Genomic DNA, 23,680 nt, shown 5'->3' on the forward strand with positions numbered 1-23,680 from the left:
TATCACATTTTACTTACAGCCTCTTTTAATTGCTATATTTGGATCTATAAAAGTGCCATACGCACCATATAACGATAGGCACCATATAACCATACGCAACACATAACCATAGGCAACCACCATCACCTGTGGTATAGTACAAGTATGAGTTTGCGAAACAGATTTTACTAAAGCTTGTTTTGGAACCGCTATGAATTACCTGCTTACTCACAGGTAATACTTTTACGTACTTTTTATCTACTGTCAGGCAGGTGTATTATGAGAAAATTTTCACGCTTAACCATTATTGTAATGGCGATGACAGTCATTATGGCTATCCTCGCCGGCTGCGGTAAAACCGATTCCACATCATCCGCAGCCACCCGTACTTTAACCTATAAGGATCAAACCTATACGGTGCCGGCCAAACCGGAACGAATTGCGGTACTTGCCAATTCCCTACTCTATTTCATGGATGCCATTGATGCCAAATCCATCAGCCGCGTAGAAACGCAGGATGACATGCCCGCTCACCTCAAAGAATTACCTTCTTTAGGGCAGACCGCCAACATCAACATGGAGCAACTTATCGGTTTGAAACCGGACCTCGTAATCGGCCTCAGCAATCAGCACAGCAAATTTGAAGGCCAATTACAGAGTAATAAATTACCGTATATTTTAATTTCCTATGACGGTATTAAAGACAATGTGCCCCTCATTGAATTCTTAGGCCAACTGACCAATCACGAAGAGAAAGCTAAAGAAGTTATTGCCCAGTACAACAGCAAAATTGACAAAGTCAAAAATGCCGTTAAAAATGTACAACCGGCCCGCGTAGCCGTGTTGCGCGCTACCGGTAAAGCGGTAACCGCTGAAACTACCTTAGCCGTAACAGCCGCTATGGTTCAAGAATTAGGCATGCAGAATGTGGTGTTACAACATGGCGATTTTGATAAATCTGCCAAGACCATTCCGTACTCCTTAGAAACGCTCGCTTCCGACGATCCGGACATCATTTTTGTTTCCACCATGGGTAAAAAAGATGAAATTACCAAAACTATGGAAAAAGAAATGACCGGCAATCCGGCATGGCAAAATCTTAAGGCTGTAAAAAACGGTAAAGTATTCTACTTACCATCGAATTGGTTCTTATTGAATCCGGGCTTACAAACACCGGAAGCCATGGCTGAGCTTGTTAAAATGGCCTATGGCATCGATGTAACCTTCTAAATTAAGCCCCTAAGAAAAGTTATTAACATCAGTGCAAAATCGCATGTAATTTAACACTGAAAATATAAAGAGGGATTAACGAACAGACGATATTATATCGTTATACGTTAATCCCTCTTTTTATTCACTTGATTAATCGGATTATAGGGCATGGATCATTCTGCCTGCTGCACAAGCCCTTCAATTTTAATGTACGGGCTGTTATCGGGACCCTCTTCAATGAGAGCATCAACAGCGAACACTGTTTTTAGAAGCTCCGCTGTCATGACCTCTTTAGGACTGCCCACAGCTGCCAAATGACCTTCATGAAGTACGGCCACCTGATCCGAATATCGAGCCGCCTGATTCAATTCATGAAGTACCATGACAACCGTAAGCCCCTGTTCACGATTCAAACGGCGCAATAGTTCCATCACTTCAAACTGATGATTAATATCCAAATAAGTCGTCGGTTCATCCAAGAGAAGAATATCCGGCTCCTGCGCCAACGCCATGGCAATCCACACGCGTTGCCGTTCCCCGCCGGACAAAGACGATACCGGCTGATTGCGCAAATGCGTCGTCTTCGTTACAGTCATAGCACTCTCAACGGCTTGACGGTCTTCACCGGCCGTATTGCGCCACCAATTTTGATGAGGAAAGCGCCCACAATAGATAAGCTCTTCCACCACCATATCGCGCGGTACTTCCGGCGACTGCGGCAAAAATGCCATCCGCTGTGCCAACGTGCGCGGCGAATAGGACGACGCCTTTTGACCGTTAATATAAATCGTGCCACTAATAGGCTTTACACTGCCCGTAATGCACTTTAAGAGCGTACTTTTACCGCACCCATTCGGTCCGATAAGTGTCGTAATGGCATCAGTCGGTACCTCCCAAGTGATACCTTTTAAAACATCTTTTTGCTCAAAAGAGACCACTATATCCTTCACCGTAATAGCCGGCACCGCTGTTGTTGCCGAGGCTTGTGCTTGATTACTCATAGTCATCATGCATCCCTCCGCAACAAATATAAGAAGAACGGCGCACCGAAGAAGGCCATAATAATGCCTACAGGCACTTCTACGGGGCTAAATAGCACACGCCCCAACGTATCACTCATAACGAGTACTGCAGCCCCTAAAAAAGCTGAGCCCGGCAATAAGAATTTATAATCGGACCCAATCAGCATGCGGGCTACATGCGGAATAACGAGCCCTACAAAGCCGATAAGACCGGCCACACTAACTGCACTGGCAGCGAGGAACGCAGCCACCGCCGTCATGGTAAAACGGGTCTGTTCCACCGGTAAACCAAGTCCTTTGGCCGTTTCATCACCAAGACTTAAAATTGTCAAGCGCTGGGAACCTAAAAAAGCCGTCAACAAGCCGATGACCGTATATGGTGCCAAGAGGTATACCTGTGGCCAGCTGCGCGCCGAAAGGCCCCCTACCATCCAGAGTAAGGCACCTTGCACGCGATCACCATAGAATACGAGCAACGCGGAAATCCCGGAACCCAAGAAAGCCGCCACGGCCACCCCGGCCAAAATAATACGAGTCGGCCGAATCCCGTTTTTCCACGCTAAGGCATACACCATGAGAGCTGCCGCCAAAGCGCCAACGAAGGCCACTAAAGGCACTAAATACTCCCAGCTCGGAAAGAGAATGAGGATTATAACCCCGGCCAAACCGGCCCCCGAAGAAACACCCACAATCTGCGGATCTGCCAGCGGATTTTTCATTACAGCCTGCAAAATAGCGCCGGCTACGGCCAAATTGGCGCCCACCAAAGCGGCTACAATATTACGAGGAAAACGGATATTCCAAATAACCATCTCCTGCGTATCCTTGAGTTCGGAGCTCCATAAAGTATGCCAAATTTTCGCCATCGTAATATCGGCGGAACCGAATACAAGGGAAATAACCATGGCCGCCAAGGCTAAGGCCAGAAAGAGAAGGACCAGAAAACTTCGTTTCACATTGCGATGCCGCTCATTCGGCAAAACTTGGCCTACTTCGGCCCCATTTTTGGTATCATTACTCTGATTAGTCATTTTTCTTCGACTCGTTGTCTTGGACAAACAACATGCCGTCACGTTTTACGCCCGTATAAAGAAGCGCGTTTACCACGGAAGCGGCAATCGGACTGCCACCTTTATTGCCTTTAACCGTAATGTACGGTACCGGAGATACTTCCATTAAATAATCTTTCGATTCGGCAGCGCCTACGAAACCAACCGGAATACCGATGATAAGCGCCGGTTTAACCCCTTCTTCCAAAGCGAGACGCAACACTTCATAAAGAGCGGTCGGAGCGTTACCGATGGCCACGATTTGACCGTCCAATTGTTTACCGAACGTACGCATAGCGGCGATAGAACGTGTTACGCCCAATTCTTTCGCCAATTCAGCCACTTTTTCATCTTTAATGAGGCAATGCACTTCACTGCCGCGAAGAGCCAACGCCGGTTTATTGATGCCGGTGCGAACCATTTCTACGTCGCAATACACATGAGCACCGTTCTGCAACGCTTCAATGCCTTTTTTAACCGCATCAGGACTGGTACGAACGAGCTGCGCGTATTCTACGTCACCCGATGCATGAATAGTACGGGAATATACGCGCACTTCATCATCGGTGAGGTTTAAATCTTTAACATATGGATAAATGATTTCCATACTTTTATCTTCAATGGCTTTAGGGTTTTTAATGTAATCCACTTGTTTTGTCCTCCCATAAATCACAGAACTCCTGAGCCGTGGAAATGGTCATAGCCCCTTTGGCAGGCTCCGGACGATCAATAACAATGATATGTAAACCTAGATCAATAGCAGCTTGTAACTTCGTATCGGAACCACCTACGAGGCCGGAGTTTTTCATGACCACCACGTCTGCCTTCGTATCGGCAAACATAACCTTGTTCATATCATAACTGAACGGTCCCTGCATGGCAATAATTCGTTTTGGCGACACGCCCAGGTCTTCCATGATTCCCAGCACTTCCGCCGTCGGCAATACGCGGGTCCAAACGTCAATATCCTGAAGGGCTTCCGCTTTGGCAAAAATCCCCATCGTCTTGCTCCCCGTTGTCAAATAGACACGCTTATGCAAGCTGCTTGCCAATTTACCGGCCAACGCGGCCGCCTCAACTTCATTACTTACATGATGAAGTTTATCATAATCCGGCAGCGGCACTTCGTTGCGTTCAAAACGAAGGAACGGTATATTCATCTCTGCCGCCGCATCCCGCGCCGTAGCGGTAACTACGGCTGCGTACGGATGGCTGGCATCGATTAAAAGACGAATCTTTTTATCGGCAATAATTTCTTTCATCGCCTCTTTGTCGAGGCGCCCCGTATGCACTTCGATCCCTTCATGAGCCGCCAGTTGCGCCCCATATTGGCTGACCACCGATACGAATACGGGTTCTTTGGTAGTTTCACGAACGGTAACCGCCAAATTGCGACCATCTAATGTGCCCGCAATGACCCAAATCATAATTTGTAGCCTCGAGGGGTAATCATGCGGCCGTTTTCAACATAAGTCTGGCTGTTGCCGATAATAACCAACGTCTGCATATCGATTTCTTCTTTAGTAAAGTTTTCCAAATCGGAAATCACCATATGCTGACCCGGACGACCCGCTTTTTGAACAATGCCGACAGGAGTTTTAGGGTCGCGATGTTTAAGCACCAATTCTCGCACTTCGTCCAAATGTTTAACGCGTTTTTTACTGCGTGGATTGTAAAGGGCAATAACCATATCCCCTTCAGCGCTCAAATCGGCACGTTTTTTAATTAAATCCCAAGGTGTCATAAGATCGCTCAAAGAAATAACGGCAAAGTCGTGCATAAGTGGAGCACCCAATACGGCCGCTGCCACATTAACAGCACTGAGCCCCGGCACAATATCCACTTGCGGACGGTTTTCAGCCGGTACTTTGTTGGCCAGTTCCATAACGAGACCGGCCATACCGTAGATGCCGGAGTCACCACTGGAAATAACCACTACTTCGTGACCTTCAATGGCTAAATCCACCGCCTGCTGACAACGGTCAACTTCCTGCATCATAGCAGTGCCCACTTTTTCTTTGTCCGCAATTAAATCGGCGATGAGGTCGAGATATGTCAAATAACCTACCACGCGGTCAGCCGCCAAAATCGCTTCACGAGCTTGCGGTGTCATGAATTCTTCGTTGCCCGGTCCGATACCGATTACTTTGATTGTACCTGGGCGATGGCTACCGTTGTTCGTGGATACACCGTTTTCTTTTGTAGTAATGTTTGGCTCTTGGCCTGTAATAGTGCTGTTGTTTCGCATACGTTGCCTACTCCTATCGTTTCTTTAACAAAATTAGATTCTTCAATATGACTTGCTTCTATGAAAGGCGCCATTTCTTCTTGCGTAAAAAAGTGAATGGGCCATTGTAACTCTCGTACTGCTGCCAATAATCCCACTTCATCGGCTTTGACAATCACCGATGCGGCAGATGCCACACTCTTGGGCGAACGATTCACATTGGCCAATGAATCGTTAACGGCATGTAAGATCAATTCTTTCGGCGTGTCACGGCGACAGCCGATACCCACCGTCATTGTCGGCGGTCTAAGCACCAAGGTGCGCGGTCCAAAGGGCAATAATAAATCGGTAATGACTACGCGCGCTGCATTTTCGCCGCCCGTTTCGCAAGTAGCCTTGCCCGTTACGGTATGCGGATTAAAACGAATGAGTTCAATCCCCTGCGCTTTGGCTACCGCTTCATACTCATGTAAAAAGAACAAGGTATCGTCAATATAATACGGTACCCTTTCACCCGCTACGAGAGCCGAATTAACTTCTCGCAACGTGCTGAAATCTTCTACCTTAAAGCCTAGTTTGCGGGCCAGTACATCCGGTGCGGGAATACCGTTCACGTCCGTAGCCGTCGTGATAACCGGCGTGGCGCCCACAAACTGAGCAATATCCGCCGTCCACTCATTGGCACCGCCGAGATGACCGGACAATAAACTGATGGCAAAATGTCCCTGCTCATCCATGACCACTACAGCCGGATCTTCCGACTTGTGCTTAATGTATGGGGCAATCATGCGCACCACAATGCCCGTAGCCATGATAAAAAGCAGTTTATCATACGATTTAAACCACGTTTCCATATGGGGCTTCATGGAACTGAAAAATTCGGCAGTATCACCACTGGCACGACCTTCTTTTTCAAAACAGTGCACCTCATAATTCGAATCTGCTTCAAAATGATGCCGCAACTTCTGCCCCAATCCGGCGCCATGAACCGTAACGGAAATAATCGCTATTGATTCCATAAGCCTACTCAGTCCTTCGCACTGCGGTACATGTGACTGAAGCCTTTGTCATACAATTTTGACAATTCATAATCACTGTCAAGAACCTTGCTGACCACGATCATGGCCTGGCGCAATACGCCTTCCTGACTTACGATATCCGCAATCGTTTCCAAAGTACCGCGAATAATGCGTTGATCCGGCCAGGATGCTTTCACCACAATCGCAACCGGTGTCTTAGGGCTATAGCCGCCTTTGATGAGTTCTTCGACCACTTTATCCATCATTTGCACGCTAAGGAAAATACACATGGTTGCTTCATGAGCAGCGAGCATGGCCAACTTTTCCTTCGGCGGCATCGGCGTACGGCCTTCCATACGCGTAATAATTACCGTTTGAGACACATTCGGCAACGTGTATTCCTGCTTCAAAGCAGCTGCCGTTGCGAGGAAGGAGCTTACGCCGGGTACTACCGCATAAGTGATGCCCAATTCTTGCAAACGATCCATCTGTTCCTGAATAGCGCCGTAAATAGCAGGGTCGCCGGTGTGTAAACGAACGATAGCTTTACCTTCAGCGGCACCGCGTTTAATAACCTCGATTACTTCATCCAGATTCATAGTCGCGCTGTTATGAATTTCACAATCTTTTTTACAAGCTTTTAAAATCTCCGGATTTACCAAAGAGCCGGCATAAATCACGATATCCGCTTCACTGACTAAACGATAGCCTTTGCGCGTAATGAGCTCAGGATCCCCGGGACCTGCGCCTACAATATGAACTACCGGTACTTCTTGATTCGCCGTCATAACATTCTCGCCTGACATTGTTTTATCTTCACTCATGTTCCGATTTACCTCCTCGGCCTGCTGGCCAACTTAATTGTAATATATAATATAATTCGTATCTTAAATCCAGCATCTATATAACTTTGGGCTTAGCTCAAAGTCTTTATAGTTTTGGCTCGATAATTCGAATCTTAAACGTCAGCCTGTTTAATCGCCGTTACGATAAAAATAGGACTTAACGGGTTTAGTAAATGATACGGCCCCGCTTTACGGAAGCGATTAATCTGCATCTGATAGCCTTCATAGGTGAAAGGACGACCTTTTAAAGCTTTCAAAATGGTATAACCCGTTTCCATCGTCACCGCCGTTACGACAAGGCGACCGCCCGGTTTTAATAAGCGCTCCGATTCATCGAGAATAGCGTCCATACCACCCGCACTGCCACCGATAACGATGGCATCAAGGGCCGGTAAATCCGCCATCCCTTCCGGCGCTTTAGCTTCTATAACGGTTAAATTATTGACGCCGAATTTTTCCGCATTCGCTTTAATGAGCTCAATGCCTTTTTCAAAACGTTCAATAGCATATACATGGCCTTTAGGTGCCCCCAAAGCCGCTTCGATGGAAATTGAGCCCGTACCGGCGCCTACGTCAAGCACATAGCTATCCTCTTGTACGCGCGCTTCATTCAGTACAGCCATCCGAATTTCACGTTTTGTCATAGGCACATCACCGCGAATAAATTCTTCGTCTTCAATGCCGAAAAAATGTCGCATGAATACCTCCTTAGTTTTTTAATTTAACACTTACGATGTTCATGCTGTGAGCTAACTATCGAGGTTAACCTAAAATAATAAACACGGAATGTTCAAATCCCGGTAATTTGGCAATTTCTGCCAACGTGCCCGGTTCAATCCGTTCATCTTCATAACTGAGACGTTCTAAGGCCACCGACTTCGTATCAGCCGGCCAGCCGTGATCCATTAGAATCTGCGCAATGGCCGCCGGATTATGTTCTTTATCCGTCAAAAAGCCAAGCTTACGACCTTCTTCATAGCGAAGCGCCTCTTCCTTCGGCACACGGCCGTGAAAACTCAGTAAATCAGCATCCTGCCATACTTCGCCAATGCGCGCAAAGGCAAAAGTCATGGAACTGATGCCCGGCACCACATCAATAGGCGTATCGGGGAATTTCTTTTTCAAATACGGCAACAAGCTGTAATAACCCGTGTCACCGCTTACCATGACAACCACATCATGGCGCTTGAGCTGTTCTTCAATCCAAAGAGCCAGCTCCGTAAGCTTACCCGTAACCGAATGCGTGAGCTGCCCTTCATGGGCAAAATCCAGTAAAGAGCGTTCGCTGCCTACGAGTACCTTAGCGTCCGCAATCAATTTGAGGCCGCGCGGTACCACATAATCCGGATTACCGGGCCCGATACCTACAACGTAGAGGGTATTTGCCAATGCTCTTCACCTCCGATACGTTTCGCCGTTTCATCAACCGCCAAAATTTCGCCGTCCAACGTGGCAATAATAATGCCCACTTCCGCTTCATTCGCAATATAGCGCTCCGAACGCATAGACGCTCTGTCCGCTACGCGCTGATAGACGCTCGTCAAATGCTCGCGCGCTAAAATCGGCATAGCCGCTTCCGTGGTGCGACACTCCATAATTTCATTGGCCACGGCCGTCGACGCACCGTCAAGCGCCGCATAGGCAACGAGCGTTTCCATACGACCGTCACTCATGCGATTATGGGTGTGAAAACTGCCGGACGCGAGTTTTATAATCTTACCGATATGACCGATAATAACAATCTTTTTAAAACCGACTTTTACACATTGTTCCAGCATAAAGCCGATAAAGTTAGACGTTTCCGCCATCTGATTGATAGCGATACCGAGCACATTCTTGGCCAATTCCTGACCGATGCGCCCCGGCACCAACACCGCCGTTTCATAGCCGGCCGCCTTCATAACCGTGAGCTGCGGCACCAAGGAGTTTTTAAACCCTTCTTCACTCATGGGCTTCACAATACCGGTGGTGCCGATAATGGAAATGCCCCCTTCAATGCCGAGGGTACTGTTTAGGGTCTTCTTCGCCAACACTTCGCCGTTTGGCACCGATACCGTCACGATAACGCCCTGACCGGCCGTGCAAAACTCTTTGAACACGGTGGTCATCATGGTACGCGGTCCCGGATTGATAGCCGGTTCCCCCGGTGGCATAGCAAGGCCCGGTTTCGTCACCGTACCGACACCAAAACCGGCGCGGAACTGAAGCTCGCCGTCAGTCGTCAATTGCACCGTCGTCACCACATCGGTGCCGTGCGTTACATCCGGATCGTCGCCGCCGTCTTTAACAACCGTGCCCCGAGCTTCCGTATCAGATATGACCTCTACCGACTTAATGGGCACATCAATGGGTGTATCCTGCGGATTAATCACCGTCACACGGGAGGGATACTCTTCCGATAGCAATGCCATCAAGGCCGCCTTCATGCCGGCGGTGGCACAGGAGCCGGTCGTATAACCGCCACGCATAGCCTCTATATCCATTCATACCTCCTTCGGTGAAAGAATCTTTCACAACTTGATATCATGGTAAAGAGCAGCATAATGTCGCTGCTCTTTAGGGCTCTACTTAGGAGCGGAAATTTACAAATTGCAATTCTACCGGCAAATCCTGTTGTTTCAACATTTGGATAACTTCCTGTAAGGAGTCTTTATCTTTGCCCGTAACGCGCACTTGATCTTCCATGATTTGCGCCGTTACTTTAAGTTTCATGTTTTTGATTAATTTAACCACATCTTTGGCGGTTTCTTTGGAAATCCCTTTTTTAATGGTAATCACCTGACGAACGGTAGCTCCCGAAGCAGGTTCTACTTTAACGTAATCAAGATTTTTAAGCGCTACATTACGCTTAACCATCTTGCCTTTAACAACGTCGATTACGGCGTTTAATTTATATTCATCATCAGAAATCACCTTAATGGTTTCCCCTTCAAGGCTGATTTCAGATTTGCTGCCGCGAAAATCATAACGGGTACCGATTTCTTTTTTAGCTTGGTTTACCGCGTTATCAACTTCTTGCATATTTACTTCCGACACTACGTCAAACGAACAATCTTTGGCCATATATGTGCCTCCTTTGCTTTTTAAATAGTACTATTATTATATCATATAGGCCCCGTTCCTCACATAGAAAGGTTTGGAAAATTGAACTTTGTATGAAATTTTTTTATACCTGACAAAACAAATAGACTAAAATAGGTTACAATATACATATAACTACAACTAAATCGTATTAGAAAAATCAAGTTATTGTAATAAAAAATCAAGAAAGCACGCCTATTATGCCAGATACTACAGCTCCAACTGAAAAAAAGAATATAGTAAACGGTGAGCCGCTGTTGACCTTAGTCGTAGCGGATTCAACGCCCTCGCCCTCAAATAAGGGCAAAACAAGACGGCTCTCTATTAACCACTTAGTGCGTCAGGCCGGCGTTTCTCAAGCTATGCGGCGTCGCCTGCGCACGGACGGCATTGTCTATGTGAATCAGAAAGCCGCCTCCTGGCATAGCCTCGTTGTGCCGGGCGATAAGGTAACTATTTACTTACCAAAAGAAGAGCCCACCTTTATCCCTTGGGCGTATGACATTCCCATCATCTACGAAGACGAGCACCTGCTCATCATCAACAAACCGACGGGACTCCTCATGCATCCCACCTCGACCGAGCGTTTTCACACCGTCGCCAATGCGCTCATCCATTATTTTGAAAAAACGAATCAAACGCAGGCCGCTTTTCACCCGGTGCATCGCCTTGATAAAGACACGTCAGGCCTTGTCATCATCGCGAAGAATGCCTTGGTGCAGCACAGTTTTACCAAAACGCACGCGCCCATTCGCAAAATCTACGAAGCTCTGTGTGACGGCTTTTTTCCGGCCAATTTTGCCACCATCCACTGGCCCATTGCCCGCAAAGAAGAGAGCATCATCGAGCGCACCGTAAGTCCTGACGGCAAAGCCGCTCATACGGACATTACCTGCGTCGCCCGCCACAAACGGCTCTCCCACGTTCGCTTTGTATTACACACCGGCCGCACCCATCAAATCCGCGTCCACATGTCTCACTTAGGGTTCCCCCTGGTAGGCGACGATCTTTACGGCGGCTCCCTCGATTTACTCGAAAAGCAAGCTCTCCATGCCATTGGGCTACAATTTGTCCACCCTATGACGCATACGTTCATGAACGTGACCGCACCGCTGCCGACAGCCTGGGAACCCTTGATTTCACAGTACTTAGAGCACAACAAGATTTCTTTTTGACAAAAATTCGCTCGTCCCCCATGTGGCCGCCGCCATAGAGCCCTTCTATTATGCATAAATAGCAGTAGCCCTTTCAGGTTCTTCTTGCTATACTTAACTTGATGTATGACATTCCTTATCAGTTATCAGTATTCCATTACAAGGAGGAAATACTATGCCATTAGTTTCAACAACAGACATGTTTAAAAAAGCCTATGAAGGCGGTTATGCTATTGGTGCATTCAACGTTAACAACATGGAAATTGTACAAGGTATCGTTGATGCGGCTAAAGAAGAACAATCTCCGTTGATTCTTCAAGTATCCGCCGGTGCCCGCAAATATGCAAAACACATTTATCTTGTGAAATTGGTTGAAGCCGCGCTTGAAGACACGGGCTTACCAATCGCATTACATCTTGACCACGGTGATGATTTTGAAATCTGTAAATCCTGTATCGACGGCGGTTTCACCTCCGTTATGATCGACGGCTCCAAACACGATTTCGAAACTAACGTGGCCTTGACTAAAAAGGTTGTTGAATATGCTCACGCACACGGCGTAGTAGTAGAAGGCGAATTAGGTCGTTTGGCCGGTGTTGAAGACGACGTAAACGTAAGTGAAAAAGACGCGCTCTTCACCGATCCCGATCAGGCTGCCGAATTCGTAGAACGTACCGGCGTTGACTCCTTAGCTATCGCCATCGGTACCAGCCACGGCGCTTACAAATTCAAAGGCGAACCGTACCTCGACTTCGAACGTTTGGAAAAAGTCGGCAAATTGTTGCCTGGTTTCCCTATCGTTTTACACGGTGCGTCCACCGTACTTCCTGAATTTGTTGAAAAATGCAACAAATACGGCGGCAACATTCCGGGCGCGCAAGGCGTTCCTGAAGAAATGCTTCGCAAAGCAGCGTCCATGTCCGTATGTAAAATCAACATCGACACCGACCTTCGCCTAGCTATGACCGCCTCCATTCGCGAATTCTTCGTGGAAAATCCATCCGAATTCGACCCTCGTAAATACTTGGGCCCTGCTCGCGATGCTATTAAAGGCATGGTACAGCACAAAATTAAAGATGTATTGGGTTCTTCCGGCAAATTATAATCGTAACTCTCAGGCAACAGTTATTTAAAATCCACTGCACATTAACTACCGAGCAGCCTGAAAATTAATCGATAATAAGAAAGCTATATGACGCTATATCACTGATTTTCTTGTGTTTTTTTAGCATAATATGCATAACTAAAAAGGGGCAGTTTATCTAATTTTTCAGATTGACTGCTCCCTTTTTTATTGTTATAATGACCTCACAATAAAGAACAACATACAATGCTGACGGATTAGTGGAATTAACCACGTGTATTGTATGCGAAGAAACGCCGACCGTCTGGGCAGAAGATTGCTCAGGCGGTCTTTTGCATATTTTGAAAGCCTTTAAGGGCCTTTCAATCATCAAAAGACTACTATGTAAGCCTAATTTTTAAAAGTATAATAACTCTTTTAAAAAAGACTTTGAGCAGCTTCTTTCATTACAGAAAGGATGATTATATGCGAAATCGTTGGTTAATTGCCTTGGCGGCTATCGGAATTCACATTTCTATCGGCAGTGTCTATGCTTGGAGCGTGTTGACACGACCTATCATGGCGGCCATGGGCTGGTCCCTTAAAGAAACAACTTGGACTTTTTCTTTAGCTATTTTATTCCTCGGTCTTTCCGCCGGTTTATTAGGCAGTTTTGCTGAAAAAATCGGTCCTAAAAAGAGTGGCTTGTTGAGTACCCTCTTCTTCGGTATCGGCATGTTAGGTACGGCTTACGCCTTAGAGCAAAGCAGCTTGACCTTGCTCTATATCTTCTACGGTGTCATCGGCGGTGTCGGTCTCGGCGTCGGTTATATCACACCGGTTTCGACCCTCGTGAAATACTTCCCGCACAATCGCGGTTTTGCCACCGGCCTTGCCATCATGGGCTTCGGCTTTGCAGCCTTAATCGCCGGTCCGTTAATGCAATACTTAACGGCCGCCTACAGCTTGGTGCAAACATTCCAAATCCTCGGCGTGGCGTACATCATCATCATGACGCTCTCGTCGTTATACTTAAAACCACCGACAACGGCTACTACGACTACTGTTGCCGATTCTAAAGATGGTGCCAAAACTGAAACTCCGAAAAAATCTATTTTCAACCGCGGCATGAATGCTCACGAAGCCATGAAAACTTGGCAGTTCAGCGCTTTATGGTGGATCTTCTTCATCAACATCACCTGTGGTATCGGTTTATTGGCGGTTGCTTCCCCAATGGCGCAGGAAATCGTTGGCATGAACGCTACAGAAGCGGCTTCCATGGTTGGTATCATCGGTCTCTTAAACGGTCTCGGCCGCATCGGCTGGTCCACTATCTCCGATTACATCGGTCGACCATTTACCTACATGTTGTTCTTCCTCATCGAAATCTTGGCCTTCTTTGCCCTCGGCCATACGAGCAACTCCTTCTTCTTCCAGTTCCTCGTGTTCGCTATTATTACTTGCTACGGCGGCGGTTTTGCTTGCATGCCGGCTTATCTTAGTGACTTATTCGGCACCAAAGCGCTCAGCGCCATTCACGGCCGTGTATTAACCGCTTGGGGCTTCGCCGGTATCGCCGGTCCTATGCTCGTGTCCTTCCTTCGTGAAAGCACCAACAGCTATAGCGGTCCGCTCTTCGTGTTCAGCGCCTTGTTCGTTTTGAACTTGGCCGTGGCTGTGGCACTCAAAGTGTTCACTAAAGATCATCACTTTGAAGCGGAAGAAAAAGTTGTTGATATTAAAAATGGCGACGCTTTGAATGCGTAAAAAATACATTCTTCTTACAATTAAGTATTTAGACATAGTTACACTTGCATACTAAATAACTAAATATATTAAATATGGCTACAGCACAATGTAGATCTCATCTGCATTATGTTGTAGCCATTTCTTATTTCTTATCTAAATTATACTCTGCTGTGTTACCTTCAGATATTTTCGGCACACCTAAAACCTTAGGATCATACTGATAAGTCTTAGTTTGATTTACCGAATCACCATCTTGATTATTAATTGGTACAATTTTTAACGTTTTTCCCAATGCAGCGAGAACCTTTAATACCGTATCTAGTCGAGGGCTCGTTGTCCCTGCTTCCATTCTGGCAATCACCGGTTGTTTTACGCCGCTTAATACTTCTAATTTTTTCTGACTAATACCTTTCTCGTTACGAGCATCAATCAGTTCACACATAATCGCCGCGCGTAAATCACTGGCCCCTATTTCTTCAGGAGTATATAACTGCTTCTCGACATCTTCCCAAGCGGGACCAATTGCTTTATTCTTCATATGATAATTCACCCCTTTTTATTTCTTCTATTTCTCTATATGCTTTTTCAATTTCTTTTTTAGGCGTCTTCTGAGCCTTTTTCATAAAATGATGTAACAAGATATATTTACCATCTTGCATAGTGAAAAATAATATCCTATCTCTTATGGGGCGCAATTCATAAATCTCTCCCTCAATATGTCGTATATACGGCATTCCAGCCGCAACGCCCCGATTTTGTAAAACTTTAATATAATCCCTTATTTTATTAAGTTTTATTCTGCTATCCTTATCCTTACGTTCAGCTAATGATTGCAAATATTCTAAGACAGGAATCTTTCCAGACTTAGTTTTATACAAGTAAATTTAATTCATTAAATGCTCCCCTTAATCATATAATAACTCAAAAGTTATCAAAATTCAATAACTAAAAAGTTATTAAACTAAAATCCCTAAACTTTTATCTAAAGACTACTTTCTAATTTACAGTATAAAACTCCTGCTAATTCATACCAATGGTATGACTCACTTAAAAAGCCCCCTTCTTTCTCAAAATCCTAATGCACTGTACTCGAATGTATGTTAAAATTAATATTGATAGGCTGAAGTTTAATACAGCCTCAAATAGACATTATAGACATTATAAACATTAACTACCATATGAATATCAAGTTGGGAGTATAGTAAATGGTTAACCGATTTTTACAAGGCACTCTTATTCTTACCATTGCCGGCTTTGTGGTCAAAGCCATCGGCAGCATCAACTGGATTTTGCTGTCCCGTGTACTCGGCGGTGAAGGGATTGGGATCTACCAAATGGCGTTCCCGATTTATCTCTTATCATTGCAACTGTCCAGTGCCGGGATTCCGATTGCAATTTCAATTTTGACGGCGGAAAAACTGGCCCGCTTCGATTATCGCGGCGCCCAGAAGGTTTTCAAACTGTCATTCTACCTTCTCTTTGCTACGGGCCTGCTATTCAGCATCCTGATGTGGTTCGGTGCCGATTGGCTCATATCTTCAGGCTACATCATAGATGATCGAGCGTATTTGGCATTACTTGCCTTAGCTCCGGCCATCTTCTTCGTAACACTTATTTCGTGTTACCGCGGTTACTTACAAGGTTGGCAAATGATGACGCCGACTGCCGTGAGCCAAATCATTGAACAATTACTCCGCGTAGTTGTTATGCTCGGAGCTGCGTATATGCTCCTTCCTTACGGTCTCGGAGCCGCCGCCGGCGGTGCCAGCATGGGGGCCGGTATCGGTGCGTTTGGTGCCCTAGTGGTGCTCATGTACTACTATTATAAATTACCGAAATCTCCGGAAGATGCACATAAACAACCGGAAGGTCCCGGTGAATCGTCCGGATCCATCGTAAAACGCCTTATTAAATTGGCTATTCCGATTTCTTTGGCCAGCCTAATGTTGCCGTTAGTAGCAAACCTCGATTTATTCATCGTTCCGCGCCGTTTGGAAGTCGCCGGTTTTACCACCAGCCAGGCAACTGAATTATTCGGTTACTTAACCGGTATGGCCGTGCCGCTCATCAATTTGGCCACGATTATTACCGCCGCTTTGGCGACAAGCATCGTTCCGGCCATCTCCAATGCGAATGCAACGGGTGATAAAAAAGGCGTATACTACCGCACCGCCGGTGCTATGCGTATTACCTTTATGTCCACTGTGCCGTTTACCTTAATGCTTTACGTTTTAGCTGAACCGGTAGTGAGCGTCATCTACAACGCACCGCGTGCCGCTGAAGCGACCCAAATTACAGCTATCGCTATTTTCTTCCTCGGCATGCATCAGGTAACAACCGGTGTTTTACAAGGCCTCGGCAAACCAACCTTACCGGTTATTAACATGGGCATTGCGGCCATTTCCAAAGTTATTTTGAACTGGAACTTAACATCTATTCCTTGGCTCGGTATCAGCGGTGCCGCCTATGCGACCGTAGCCGACATTGGTGTAGCTGCCCTTTTAAATCTGATTTGGATTAAAAAATACACAGGCTATTTCCTAGACTTTTCCCTACTTTGGAAAAACATCGTCAGCGCCATTATTATGGGCGTGGCTATGTTCTTCCTCTACCCACCGCTTGAAGGTATCATGCATAAATTCTTTGCCATGGCCATCAGTGCCTTTGTGGGCGGCGTTATCTACGTCATCGTTATGGTGCTTCTAAAAGGATTGAATCGCCATGACGGAGAACGGATGCCATTAATTGGGAAGTTCTTTAGAGGTAAAGAATAATGAATTATTTAAAACATCTTACTACTGAAAACTATGGCATATTCTTTGTTGGTGCCGCGATTTTCATGCAACGAATATCCATGGGTGCCGGCAATGTATTATATGGCTTGGCAATTTTATTCTTTTTAATCAGCCTTTACAAACAGTATAAGAATCACACGTTAAAAGATAATTATATTGTGAAAAAGGCACTCCCCTATTTCAAAATCTTAGGCATTGCCATTCTCCTCATAGTACCTTCTGTATTTGTGAGTGAACATTTAGGAAAATCCTTTAAAGCTTTGCTTGAAATTTGGCTCTATCGCGCTTTACCGCTCTTTATTATTCCGTTCTGTGCAAAAAGCAAAAAACAAATGTATTGGCTCTTAGGTGCGGTATTTATCTCATTAAACCTTGATTCTTTATTGGCGTTTTTCCAACATACACTTTTAAAAGAGCCCCGTCCATCGGGCTTTAGTAATAACCCCTTGAACTTAGCTGCCATCTTAGTTATGACCATTCCGGTACAAGTAATTGTGATGGCCGAAACAGTCTTCCCTATGGGGTTACGAAAATTAGCCGTTATTTCTATTTTCACGAATATTCTTGGCTTGTTCGGCGGTCAAAGTCGCGGCAGCTGGTTACTGTTAGCCTTCACACCATTTTTCTCTTTTAAGTATTGGCGTAAGAATAAATACTTTCCTATTGCCTGCCTTATTATAGCTGCTATTATCGGAGGCTATATTGCCTCCAGTCCGAGCATGCAAAATCGAATCATATCGACCATCAATATGACAACAGACCGCTCCAATGCGGATCGTCTCGTTGTTTGGGAATCAGCGGCTATGATGATTCATGATTATCCACTCTTTGGTGTAGGTCCCGGAGAATTCACTGAACTATATAAAGCACATTATGAGTTACCGGAAAATACACAACGCATGGTACATACGCATAATAACTTTATTCAAGTCACCACCGAATCAGGTGTAATCGGCCTGTTAGCCTTCTTAATCCTGTTCGGGTATATCGAAGTTACTGCACTTCGAGACACTTTTAAAGGCAATCCATATGCCTACATGCGTTTGGCTGCCACCACCTTCTACTTACTTTTTGGTCTTATAGACTATACCTTTGATGCATCAGCTATTATGAAGCTCTATTGGTACTATATCGCTATCAGCTTGAGTTTGGAAGCGTTGGCAGAGAATGAGACTGCAGCCGAAATTGCAGATAATAAAACACTCAAGCCAAATGATACGATTTCAGAAAGAACTTAATACTTATAAACTAAAAAGAGGAAAGATAAGTAAACATAAAATTGGTCTTTCCTCTTATATTTTGAATTACTCGTATTAGGAAAATATAATATAGACAAACATTCAACAGAATTTGACTCTCAACTCAAATAATTATATAATAATGTTACCTTATTTATTATACAGAATTTTGAAATTCTGTATTTTGAAATAAGGGCACAGGATTTCTGTCAATGACATAATTGCAATTCTTGCAGTTATCCGACAAGGTAAATCTATTAATATTACTAGATATACCATGTCTACGTTAGTGAAACTAACCATTGCTACAGCTCCTTCCATAATAATAACATGGAGAGCAATCTTTTACTGGACATTTACGTTATATGACTGCCGGCTAGCTATAGGGATTTTGTCCCCCTGGTTAGTCGGCATGTTGCTTTTCGGAGTAAACAAATTGGAGAATCTAAAAAATCATAATAACTGCACTTTAACCATTGATTGTAAAAATTGTCCTCAGTTGAAACATTGTTCCAATTGGGATAATTTTATAGAAAAGCATTCCGATATAAAGTCTTATGCACATTTCGATAAGAGAACTTCTCTTTCAAATCCACGAACACTAAAATATATTCTTAATATTAACAATATCAAAAGCCATAATTTTTATCCTTTTATTCATTTTTCCAAAACAAAAAAGAAATTTACCCAAAATAAGGAAAATATGAAAACCCCTAATCCAAGAGATTTATTTTACTGTTCTCATTTAGATCGTTGTGTATATCAAAGATATGCATTCCTGTTAAATGAAAAATATAATGTTTTCGCACAAAATAACCATATTAATAGTGTAGCAATTGCCTACCGAGATAATTTAGGGAAAACAAATATTGACTTTGCAAAAGAAGCCTTTAGAAAGATTTCATCATTAAAGAACGCATTTATTTTTGTTAGTGATTTTGAACATTTCTTTGACAATATAAATCATGAATATTTGAAAAAAAAGCTTTGTGAATTATTAACTGAACAAAAGCTTCCTGAAGATTACTATGCTGTATATAAAAACATTACAAAATTTGCTTTCTGGGAATGGGAAGATATTATAAAGTGTAGTTACGAAGATGAATTTAATACCACAAGCAAAAATAAAATTAAATCCATTGTAAACAAAAGAGATAAAATCCTTACAAATTTACAATTTAAGTCAAATACAAAATATATAAAGAAAAACCACACCAATATTGGAATTCCTCAAGGCTCACCTATCAGTGCAGTGCTTTCAAATATTTATATGATTGATTTTGACAAATTGATGTCTCATTATGTTAAATCAAAAAACGGAACCTATATGCGTTATTCAGATGATTTAATCATCATCTTACCTCTAACACAAAAAGAAGATATCACTAATTATAAAAAAGAAATCTTTGATAATATCTCAACAATGGGAAACTATATCACACTCTCACAAGAAAAAACCCATGTATACTTATTTGAAAATAATTCCACCAGAAATGAACAAGACTCAGTTCCAACTGAAATAGATTATCTTGGGTTCCTATTTGATGGAAATAAAATAAAAATACGGCCACGTTCTCTCGGCAAATATTATTATCGAATGCAACGTAAAGCAAAAACTCTTAGAGAAAGAGACTGGACATCATATAATGGAAAGTTTACATTTAAAGAAACTCTCTATAATAATTATGGCCGCTCCGATAAAAGAAACTTTATTTCTTACCTTGATAAAGCTAATAAAATTATTAATTTATCAGAAGATCCTGAAGCACAATCTTTACTCAATAATGTAAATCATAAAATACAAATAGCAATAAAGAAAAAACGCAAAAAACGTAAAAATTAGTATTATGAATTAAAAAGGTGGACGAGAAGACTTATATTATGGCTTCTCTCTCCACCTTTTTAATTATACAAAAATATAGATTATAAAATTATAGCGTTTTAATATATTATTTCCAATTCTTTTTTAGCGTTTCCACTAATTCCGCTGCCTCACCTTGTAAAAAGTGACCTTGTACATTCGGCATAGAACTTAACATAGTTAGCAATTCCTGTACTTTTTCAGAAGCTTCACGATACACCGCATAAGAAGTAATCATCTGGCCTATGCCGGACTGTTCCGTTGCGGAATCACAACCCATTACCACGGCAAGCGCCTTATCCGGTTGTTTAGCTTCCCAATCAACCAACTCTTTGTACATGGCGCTCTGCAAAAGTTCCACATCGGCATGCCACTGTTTTGTCCAGTTTTTCAAAATTAATAAGGAGTACGCTTTTAAAGTTCCGGCCCAAATATCACTGAGTGACTGTATCATAGTCAACGCCAACGGACGTTTTTCCCAATCACTTTGACGTGCCGCTTCAGCAATATCCGAATAGTACATTTCATCCTCTTTCATCATCGTTACCGGATTATATAACAATGACCAACTGATAACGGATGGATGGTTTTTATCACGAGTTATTAAGGAGTCAATCGTGTCTTTATGAGTATCAAGCAATCTGGATTTAATATCGGTTTTATTGAAATTTGCTTCGCCCGGTCGCCAATCTTTAGCTACTAAACCGGCTGCCGGCATTTCAGCGACAACCAAAATACCTGCTTCATCAGTGAGTTGAAGCACGTCCGGCGATATTGGTCGGCCACTAGTGAAAACACAGTTGCCACCAAGTTCCAATAATTTCTGTAATTGCTGTTTTGCCTGAATTGGATTTGAAGATAAGGTTAAATTAGAAGGCCCCAGTTCAATCCCTTTCAAGCGAACAATGGCACCATTTAACATGAGGTTGCCACCATCTACAGCTACCGTGCGAATGCCGATACGTTGATGATAGATATCATGCTTTTTGCCTAGACGGCTTACTTCCACTTCCAAAGTATATAAGTAGCCATCGCCTACGGTCCAAATATGTGGGTTTTCAACAGTCAATTTCGCATTACCACCCACGCCGGTTGCCACAATACGGCCTTCTCTATCACGCAAAGTAGCCGTTACCAAACAGTTGCCCTGTACGTGAGCCATATATTGCACAACGGCCTCTTCCTGTGACAACGCTTCGGTCTGCACCATTATGTCAGTCAAACGGGTCGTCGGCACCGTATAAAGCGTAACATTACCGTAAATCCCGGTCGGCACGTCATAATCAAAATTCGGCTGATTAATGCGGCGTCCTTTAGGCGATGTAGCAACCTGCCCGGCCGGCAAAGTATACGCGGATAATTCATTATTCACTTTTACAACAATGCGGTTTTCTTCACCGTAGCGTAATTGCCGAGTCACGTTAATAACCGTCGAAACAAAGACCCCTTCATGGCGCCCTGCTTCCATACCGTTTACATACACAACCGCTCGATTGCCAATACCGTCAAAACGCAAAAATACATCCGATCCGAGCCATCGTTTCGAAATGTAGATATTCCGTTCATACCACATGGTGCCGCAGTAGCTTCGCTCACCAGGACTTACAAAAACGTCCTGCAAAGCCGCCGGTACCGGTACCGACATCTGCCGAGCCACGCCGGTTTCATAGTTTTTATCCTTTAATTTATCAAAGGCAAAGAACCAATTGCCACGTAAATCGATACTGTCGCGAAATACGTTTGTTACGGGCTGCAATAATTCCATCGTACTCATCAAAGACTCCTCCTATATCTCTTATAAGTATATACTAAATACCTATATGTATTCAATGAATTTATGCAGGAAATTCTGTTTACAATGCACATTTTTTCACCTATACTAAAATAAATATGCAAATTTGAACGACTTTACGCAAAATATAAGGAGATTTACTGATGAAACGCTATACTACAGTTATATTTGATTGTGATGGAACGATTTTAAATACACTGGACGACCTCATGGATTCCATGAATTATATTTTGAAAAAACATAATTATCCAACTCGAACTCTATCTGAAATTCGTAATTTCGTCGGCAACGGCCTCGGTAAACTGGTAGAACGTAGCGTTCTCACCGGCACTGACCTCAAAGTATCTCAAGAACAACTCGATACCATGCTCACTGAACTGAAAGAGTATTATGCGGAACACAACAATGATAAAACCGCTCCTTACGAAGGGCTCTATGAATTACTGGCGGAACTGAAAAAACAAGGCTATAAAATGGCCGTTGTATCTAACAAAGTGCAAGAAGGTGTGACTGCTTTAAACGGCCAATATTTCAAAGAATATTTCAACGTAGCCATTGGCGAAACACCGAACCGCAAACGTAAACCGGAACCGGATATGGTGAATGCAGCCTTAAAAGCACTTAACAGCACGCCGGAAGAAGCCGTCTATGTAGGCGATTCTGAAGTGGATCTTCAAACTGCTAAAAACTCCGGACTCCTCCCTATCGCTGTAACCTGGGGATTCAGAGATGAAGAACTGCTGAGAGAATTGGGTGCAAAACATGTAGCATATAAACCGGCGGATGTGATGGAGATTTTAGGTGAATTAAACAAATAATATCCTCAATTTATGAATATCCCCCATATTCATAAAGCCAAAAAGAACCGGAAAAATCCGGTTCTTTTTTTCTAATGCTATTATTAATTTACTAAATCCAACGTTATTTCAATGTAATAGAAACACCATGTGGTTTATTAGGATCCATAGCTGAAGCTAAATCATCCAAACTCACTTTCAAATCAGTATCAGCTACAACTTTAGCATCAAAAGTTGTACCAGCCGGGAATGAAATATTTTTCCCTTTCATAAAAAGTCCACCCACAACAGAAACTACAGCAGCTACAGCAATTGCACCACCATCATTACCGGCTTTTTTCTCCCCAATATATTCCAATGGAATGGTAACATTGTTAATAGTTTTTACGGAGTCAACAGAAAACTCCAATTTTCCCGAACGGCCAAATAAACCGTTCTTTCTTGCCCCTACAACAAAAGCATGCACTTCAGTACCAGCCGGAATAACAACAACATCATTAATAATAATATTATCTACAGTCTTCATCGGAATAATGTCATTCTTATGAGCTTTTTTGGAACTTAATTCATTTTCCAGCCTAACAGCTATTACTGTATCTGCAGGAATGTATGCATGCCCCACCGGCACTTTAGAAACCTTAATATCCGGTTCCTGTAAAATTGATGGGACAAATGGCGTATAGCCTGTTTCACTTTGTGTTTTCGTTCCCACATCAGCCGCCTGAACAAGAACTGCTGTATTTATCCCTGTAGCAGTTAATAATGAAAAGCATAACCTGATCTGCACCCATTTTCTT

At 43.7% G+C, this 23,680-nt stretch carries 23 protein-coding genes and 1 riboswitch; of the genes, 8 read left to right on the plus strand and 15 right to left on the minus strand.

The window, feature by feature from the left end:
• The first annotated feature begins 258 nt into the window (after positions 1-258).
• On the plus strand, positions 259-1,209 hold the full coding sequence (locus CCC71_RS08755) for an ABC transporter substrate-binding protein (protein WP_156705090.1): 951 nt from the start codon (positions 259-261) through the stop codon (positions 1,207-1,209).
• A 155-nt stretch (positions 1,210-1,364) separates the two neighbouring features.
• Here CCC71_RS08755 and CCC71_RS08760 read toward each other — a convergent pair whose 3' ends face one another.
• From CCC71_RS08760 to CCC71_RS08810, 11 genes are all read right to left on the minus strand, one after another.
• Positions 1,365-2,198: an ABC transporter ATP-binding protein gene (locus tag CCC71_RS08760; RefSeq protein WP_319016761.1), complete on the minus strand. Its 834-nt coding sequence runs from the start codon at positions 2,196-2,198 to the stop codon at positions 1,365-1,367.
• On the minus strand, positions 2,198-3,244 hold the full coding sequence (locus CCC71_RS08765; RefSeq protein WP_021840982.1) for a FecCD family ABC transporter permease: 1,047 nt from the start codon (positions 3,242-3,244) through the stop codon (positions 2,198-2,200). Before CCC71_RS08765 ends, CCC71_RS08760 begins: the two co-directional genes overlap by 1 nt.
• Positions 3,237-3,911, minus strand: coding sequence for a precorrin-8X methylmutase (locus tag CCC71_RS08770; RefSeq protein ID WP_021840981.1), 675 nt, complete (start codon positions 3,909-3,911; stop codon positions 3,237-3,239). The genes CCC71_RS08765 and CCC71_RS08770 overlap by 8 nt, the downstream gene beginning before the upstream one ends.
• Positions 3,898-4,689 carry a precorrin-6A reductase gene (gene cobK / locus CCC71_RS08775; RefSeq protein ID WP_295282099.1) on the minus strand — a complete coding sequence of 264 codons (792 nt, stop codon included), beginning with the start codon at positions 4,687-4,689 and terminating at the stop codon, positions 3,898-3,900. Before cobK ends, CCC71_RS08770 begins: the two co-directional genes overlap by 14 nt.
• Positions 4,686-5,375: a precorrin-3B C(17)-methyltransferase gene (gene cobJ, locus CCC71_RS08780; RefSeq protein WP_021840979.1), complete on the minus strand. Its 690-nt coding sequence runs from the start codon at positions 5,373-5,375 to the stop codon at positions 4,686-4,688. Before cobJ ends, cobK begins: the two co-directional genes overlap by 4 nt.
• 29 nt (positions 5,376-5,404) lie before the next feature.
• Positions 5,405-6,508, minus strand: coding sequence for a cobalt-precorrin 5A hydrolase (locus tag CCC71_RS08785; RefSeq protein WP_021840978.1), 1,104 nt, complete (start codon positions 6,506-6,508; stop codon positions 5,405-5,407).
• A gap of 8 nt (positions 6,509-6,516) precedes the next feature.
• Positions 6,517-7,296: a precorrin-4 C(11)-methyltransferase gene (gene cobM, locus CCC71_RS08790; RefSeq protein ID WP_156705951.1), complete on the minus strand. Its 780-nt coding sequence runs from the start codon at positions 7,294-7,296 to the stop codon at positions 6,517-6,519.
• Positions 7,297-7,466: 170 nt separating this feature from the next.
• Positions 7,467-8,051, minus strand: coding sequence for a precorrin-6Y C5,15-methyltransferase (decarboxylating) subunit CbiT (cbiT, locus tag CCC71_RS08795; protein WP_021840976.1), 585 nt, complete (start codon positions 8,049-8,051; stop codon positions 7,467-7,469).
• A gap of 64 nt (positions 8,052-8,115) precedes the next feature.
• Positions 8,116-8,742 (minus strand): precorrin-6y C5,15-methyltransferase (decarboxylating) subunit CbiE, encoded by a 627-nt coding sequence (cbiE, locus tag CCC71_RS08800; RefSeq protein WP_021840975.1) that lies wholly within the window; start codon positions 8,740-8,742, stop codon positions 8,116-8,118.
• Positions 8,718-9,836, minus strand: coding sequence for a cobalt-precorrin-5B (C(1))-methyltransferase CbiD (cbiD, locus tag CCC71_RS08805; RefSeq protein WP_156705947.1), 1,119 nt, complete (start codon positions 9,834-9,836; stop codon positions 8,718-8,720). The genes cbiE and cbiD overlap by 25 nt, the downstream gene beginning before the upstream one ends.
• Positions 9,837-9,921: 85 nt before the next feature.
• Entirely contained in the window at positions 9,922-10,416 is a 495-nt protein-coding gene (locus tag CCC71_RS08810) for a YajQ family cyclic di-GMP-binding protein (protein WP_295785166.1), read from the minus strand.
• Between the two features lie 218 nt (positions 10,417-10,634).
• On the opposite strand from CCC71_RS08810, the gene CCC71_RS08815 reads away from it, so the two are divergent.
• From CCC71_RS08815 to CCC71_RS08825, 3 genes are all read left to right on the plus strand, one after another.
• Positions 10,635-11,609, plus strand: a complete 975-nt coding sequence (locus CCC71_RS08815; protein WP_226974252.1) for an RluA family pseudouridine synthase — start codon at positions 10,635-10,637, stop codon at positions 11,607-11,609.
• Between the two features lie 154 nt (positions 11,610-11,763).
• Entirely contained in the window at positions 11,764-12,693 is a 930-nt protein-coding gene (gene fba, locus CCC71_RS08820) for a class II fructose-1,6-bisphosphate aldolase (RefSeq protein ID WP_021840972.1), read from the plus strand.
• 214 nt (positions 12,694-12,907) lie between these two features.
• Positions 12,908-12,989, plus strand: a riboswitch (ZMP/ZTP riboswitch).
• 148 nt (positions 12,990-13,137) lie between these two features.
• On the plus strand, positions 13,138-14,418 hold the full coding sequence (locus CCC71_RS08825) for an L-lactate MFS transporter (RefSeq protein ID WP_226974253.1): 1,281 nt from the start codon (positions 13,138-13,140) through the stop codon (positions 14,416-14,418).
• Between the two features lie 124 nt (positions 14,419-14,542).
• On the opposite strand, the gene CCC71_RS08830 is transcribed toward CCC71_RS08825, so the two are convergent.
• Both CCC71_RS08830 and CCC71_RS08835 read right to left on the minus strand, forming a co-directional pair.
• Positions 14,543-14,938: a helix-turn-helix domain-containing protein gene (locus tag CCC71_RS08830; RefSeq protein ID WP_021840970.1), complete on the minus strand. Its 396-nt coding sequence runs from the start codon at positions 14,936-14,938 to the stop codon at positions 14,543-14,545.
• On the minus strand, positions 14,928-15,278 hold the full coding sequence (locus CCC71_RS08835) for a type II toxin-antitoxin system RelE/ParE family toxin (RefSeq protein ID WP_226974254.1): 351 nt from the start codon (positions 15,276-15,278) through the stop codon (positions 14,928-14,930). The genes CCC71_RS08830 and CCC71_RS08835 overlap by 11 nt, the downstream gene beginning before the upstream one ends.
• A gap of 327 nt (positions 15,279-15,605) precedes the next feature.
• Between CCC71_RS08835 and CCC71_RS08840 the strand changes: the two genes are divergently transcribed.
• From CCC71_RS08840 to CCC71_RS08850, 3 genes are all read left to right on the plus strand, one after another.
• Positions 15,606-17,174, plus strand: a complete 1,569-nt coding sequence (locus tag CCC71_RS08840) for a putative polysaccharide biosynthesis protein (protein ID WP_021840968.1) — start codon at positions 15,606-15,608, stop codon at positions 17,172-17,174.
• Positions 17,174-18,433 carry an O-antigen ligase family protein gene (locus CCC71_RS08845; protein WP_296333462.1) on the plus strand — a complete coding sequence of 420 codons (1,260 nt, stop codon included), beginning with the start codon at positions 17,174-17,176 and terminating at the stop codon, positions 18,431-18,433. The genes CCC71_RS08840 and CCC71_RS08845 overlap by 1 nt, the downstream gene beginning before the upstream one ends.
• Before the next feature lie 277 nt (positions 18,434-18,710).
• Complete coding sequence (locus tag CCC71_RS08850) at positions 18,711-20,276, plus strand: reverse transcriptase/maturase family protein (RefSeq protein ID WP_247239773.1); 1,566 nt, start codon at positions 18,711-18,713, stop codon at positions 20,274-20,276.
• Positions 20,277-20,382: 106 nt separating this feature from the next.
• Here the strand turns inward: CCC71_RS08850 and CCC71_RS08855 are convergent, their stop codons facing one another.
• The gene (locus tag CCC71_RS08855) at positions 20,383-22,068 is read right to left on the minus strand and encodes a glycoside hydrolase family 2 TIM barrel-domain containing protein (RefSeq protein WP_226974256.1); all 1,686 of its coding nucleotides are present in this window, start codon (positions 22,066-22,068) and stop codon (positions 20,383-20,385) included.
• A 161-nt stretch (positions 22,069-22,229) separates the two neighbouring features.
• Between CCC71_RS08855 and CCC71_RS08860 the strand changes: the two genes are divergently transcribed.
• The gene (locus tag CCC71_RS08860) at positions 22,230-22,904 is read left to right on the plus strand and encodes an HAD family hydrolase (RefSeq protein WP_021840963.1); all 675 of its coding nucleotides are present in this window, start codon (positions 22,230-22,232) and stop codon (positions 22,902-22,904) included.
• Positions 22,905-23,007: 103 nt separating this feature from the next.
• Here the strand turns inward: CCC71_RS08860 and CCC71_RS08865 are convergent, their stop codons facing one another.
• Positions 23,008-23,595, minus strand: coding sequence for a hypothetical protein (locus tag CCC71_RS08865; RefSeq protein ID WP_021840962.1), 588 nt, complete (start codon positions 23,593-23,595; stop codon positions 23,008-23,010).
• Between the last annotated feature and the right edge of the window lie 85 nt (positions 23,596-23,680).

Source organism: Veillonella sp. LMAG:90 (assembly GCF_008679445.1).
In the GTDB taxonomy this organism is placed as follows: Bacteria; Bacillota; Negativicutes; order Veillonellales; family Veillonellaceae; genus Veillonella_A.

Bases quoted from the DNA above. Each gene is read 5' to 3' on its own strand.
- cobJ (WP_021840979.1), bottom strand. From the start codon at position 5,375: ATGACACCGCAAGCTCGTGAAGCGATTTTGGCGGCTGACCGCGTGGTA.
- CCC71_RS08760 (WP_319016761.1), bottom strand. From the start codon at position 2,198: ATGACTATGAGTAATCAAGCACAAGCCTCGGCAACAACAGCGGTGCCG.
- CCC71_RS08845 (WP_296333462.1), top strand. From the start codon at position 17,174: ATGAATTATTTAAAACATCTTACTACTGAAAACTATGGCATATTCTTT.
- cobM (WP_156705951.1), bottom strand. From the start codon at position 7,296: ATGACGGCGAATCAAGAAGTACCGGTAGTTCATATTGTAGGCGCAGGT.
- CCC71_RS08810 (WP_295785166.1), bottom strand. From the start codon at position 10,416: ATGGCCAAAGATTGTTCGTTTGACGTAGTGTCGGAAGTAAATATGCAA.
- CCC71_RS08755 (WP_156705090.1), top strand. From the start codon at position 259: ATGAGAAAATTTTCACGCTTAACCATTATTGTAATGGCGATGACAGTC.
- cbiT (WP_021840976.1), bottom strand. From the start codon at position 8,051: ATGCGACATTTTTTCGGCATTGAAGACGAAGAATTTATTCGCGGTGAT.
- CCC71_RS08855 (WP_226974256.1), bottom strand. From the start codon at position 22,068: ATGAGTACGATGGAATTATTGCAGCCCGTAACAAACGTATTTCGCGAC.
- CCC71_RS08825 (WP_226974253.1), top strand. From the start codon at position 13,138: ATGCGAAATCGTTGGTTAATTGCCTTGGCGGCTATCGGAATTCACATT.
- cobK (WP_295282099.1), bottom strand. From the start codon at position 4,689: ATGATTTGGGTCATTGCGGGCACATTAGATGGTCGCAATTTGGCGGTT.
- fba (WP_021840972.1), top strand. From the start codon at position 11,764: ATGCCATTAGTTTCAACAACAGACATGTTTAAAAAAGCCTATGAAGGC.
- CCC71_RS08765 (WP_021840982.1), bottom strand. From the start codon at position 3,244: ATGACTAATCAGAGTAATGATACCAAAAATGGGGCCGAAGTAGGCCAA.
- cbiD (WP_156705947.1), bottom strand. From the start codon at position 9,836: ATGGATATAGAGGCTATGCGTGGCGGTTATACGACCGGCTCCTGTGCC.
- CCC71_RS08840 (WP_021840968.1), top strand. From the start codon at position 15,606: ATGGTTAACCGATTTTTACAAGGCACTCTTATTCTTACCATTGCCGGC.
- CCC71_RS08815 (WP_226974252.1), top strand. From the start codon at position 10,635: ATGCCAGATACTACAGCTCCAACTGAAAAAAAGAATATAGTAAACGGT.
- CCC71_RS08860 (WP_021840963.1), top strand. From the start codon at position 22,230: ATGAAACGCTATACTACAGTTATATTTGATTGTGATGGAACGATTTTA.
- CCC71_RS08785 (WP_021840978.1), bottom strand. From the start codon at position 6,508: ATGGAATCAATAGCGATTATTTCCGTTACGGTTCATGGCGCCGGATTG.
- CCC71_RS08850 (WP_247239773.1), top strand. From the start codon at position 18,711: ATGTCTACGTTAGTGAAACTAACCATTGCTACAGCTCCTTCCATAATA.
- CCC71_RS08830 (WP_021840970.1), bottom strand. From the start codon at position 14,938: ATGAAGAATAAAGCAATTGGTCCCGCTTGGGAAGATGTCGAGAAGCAG.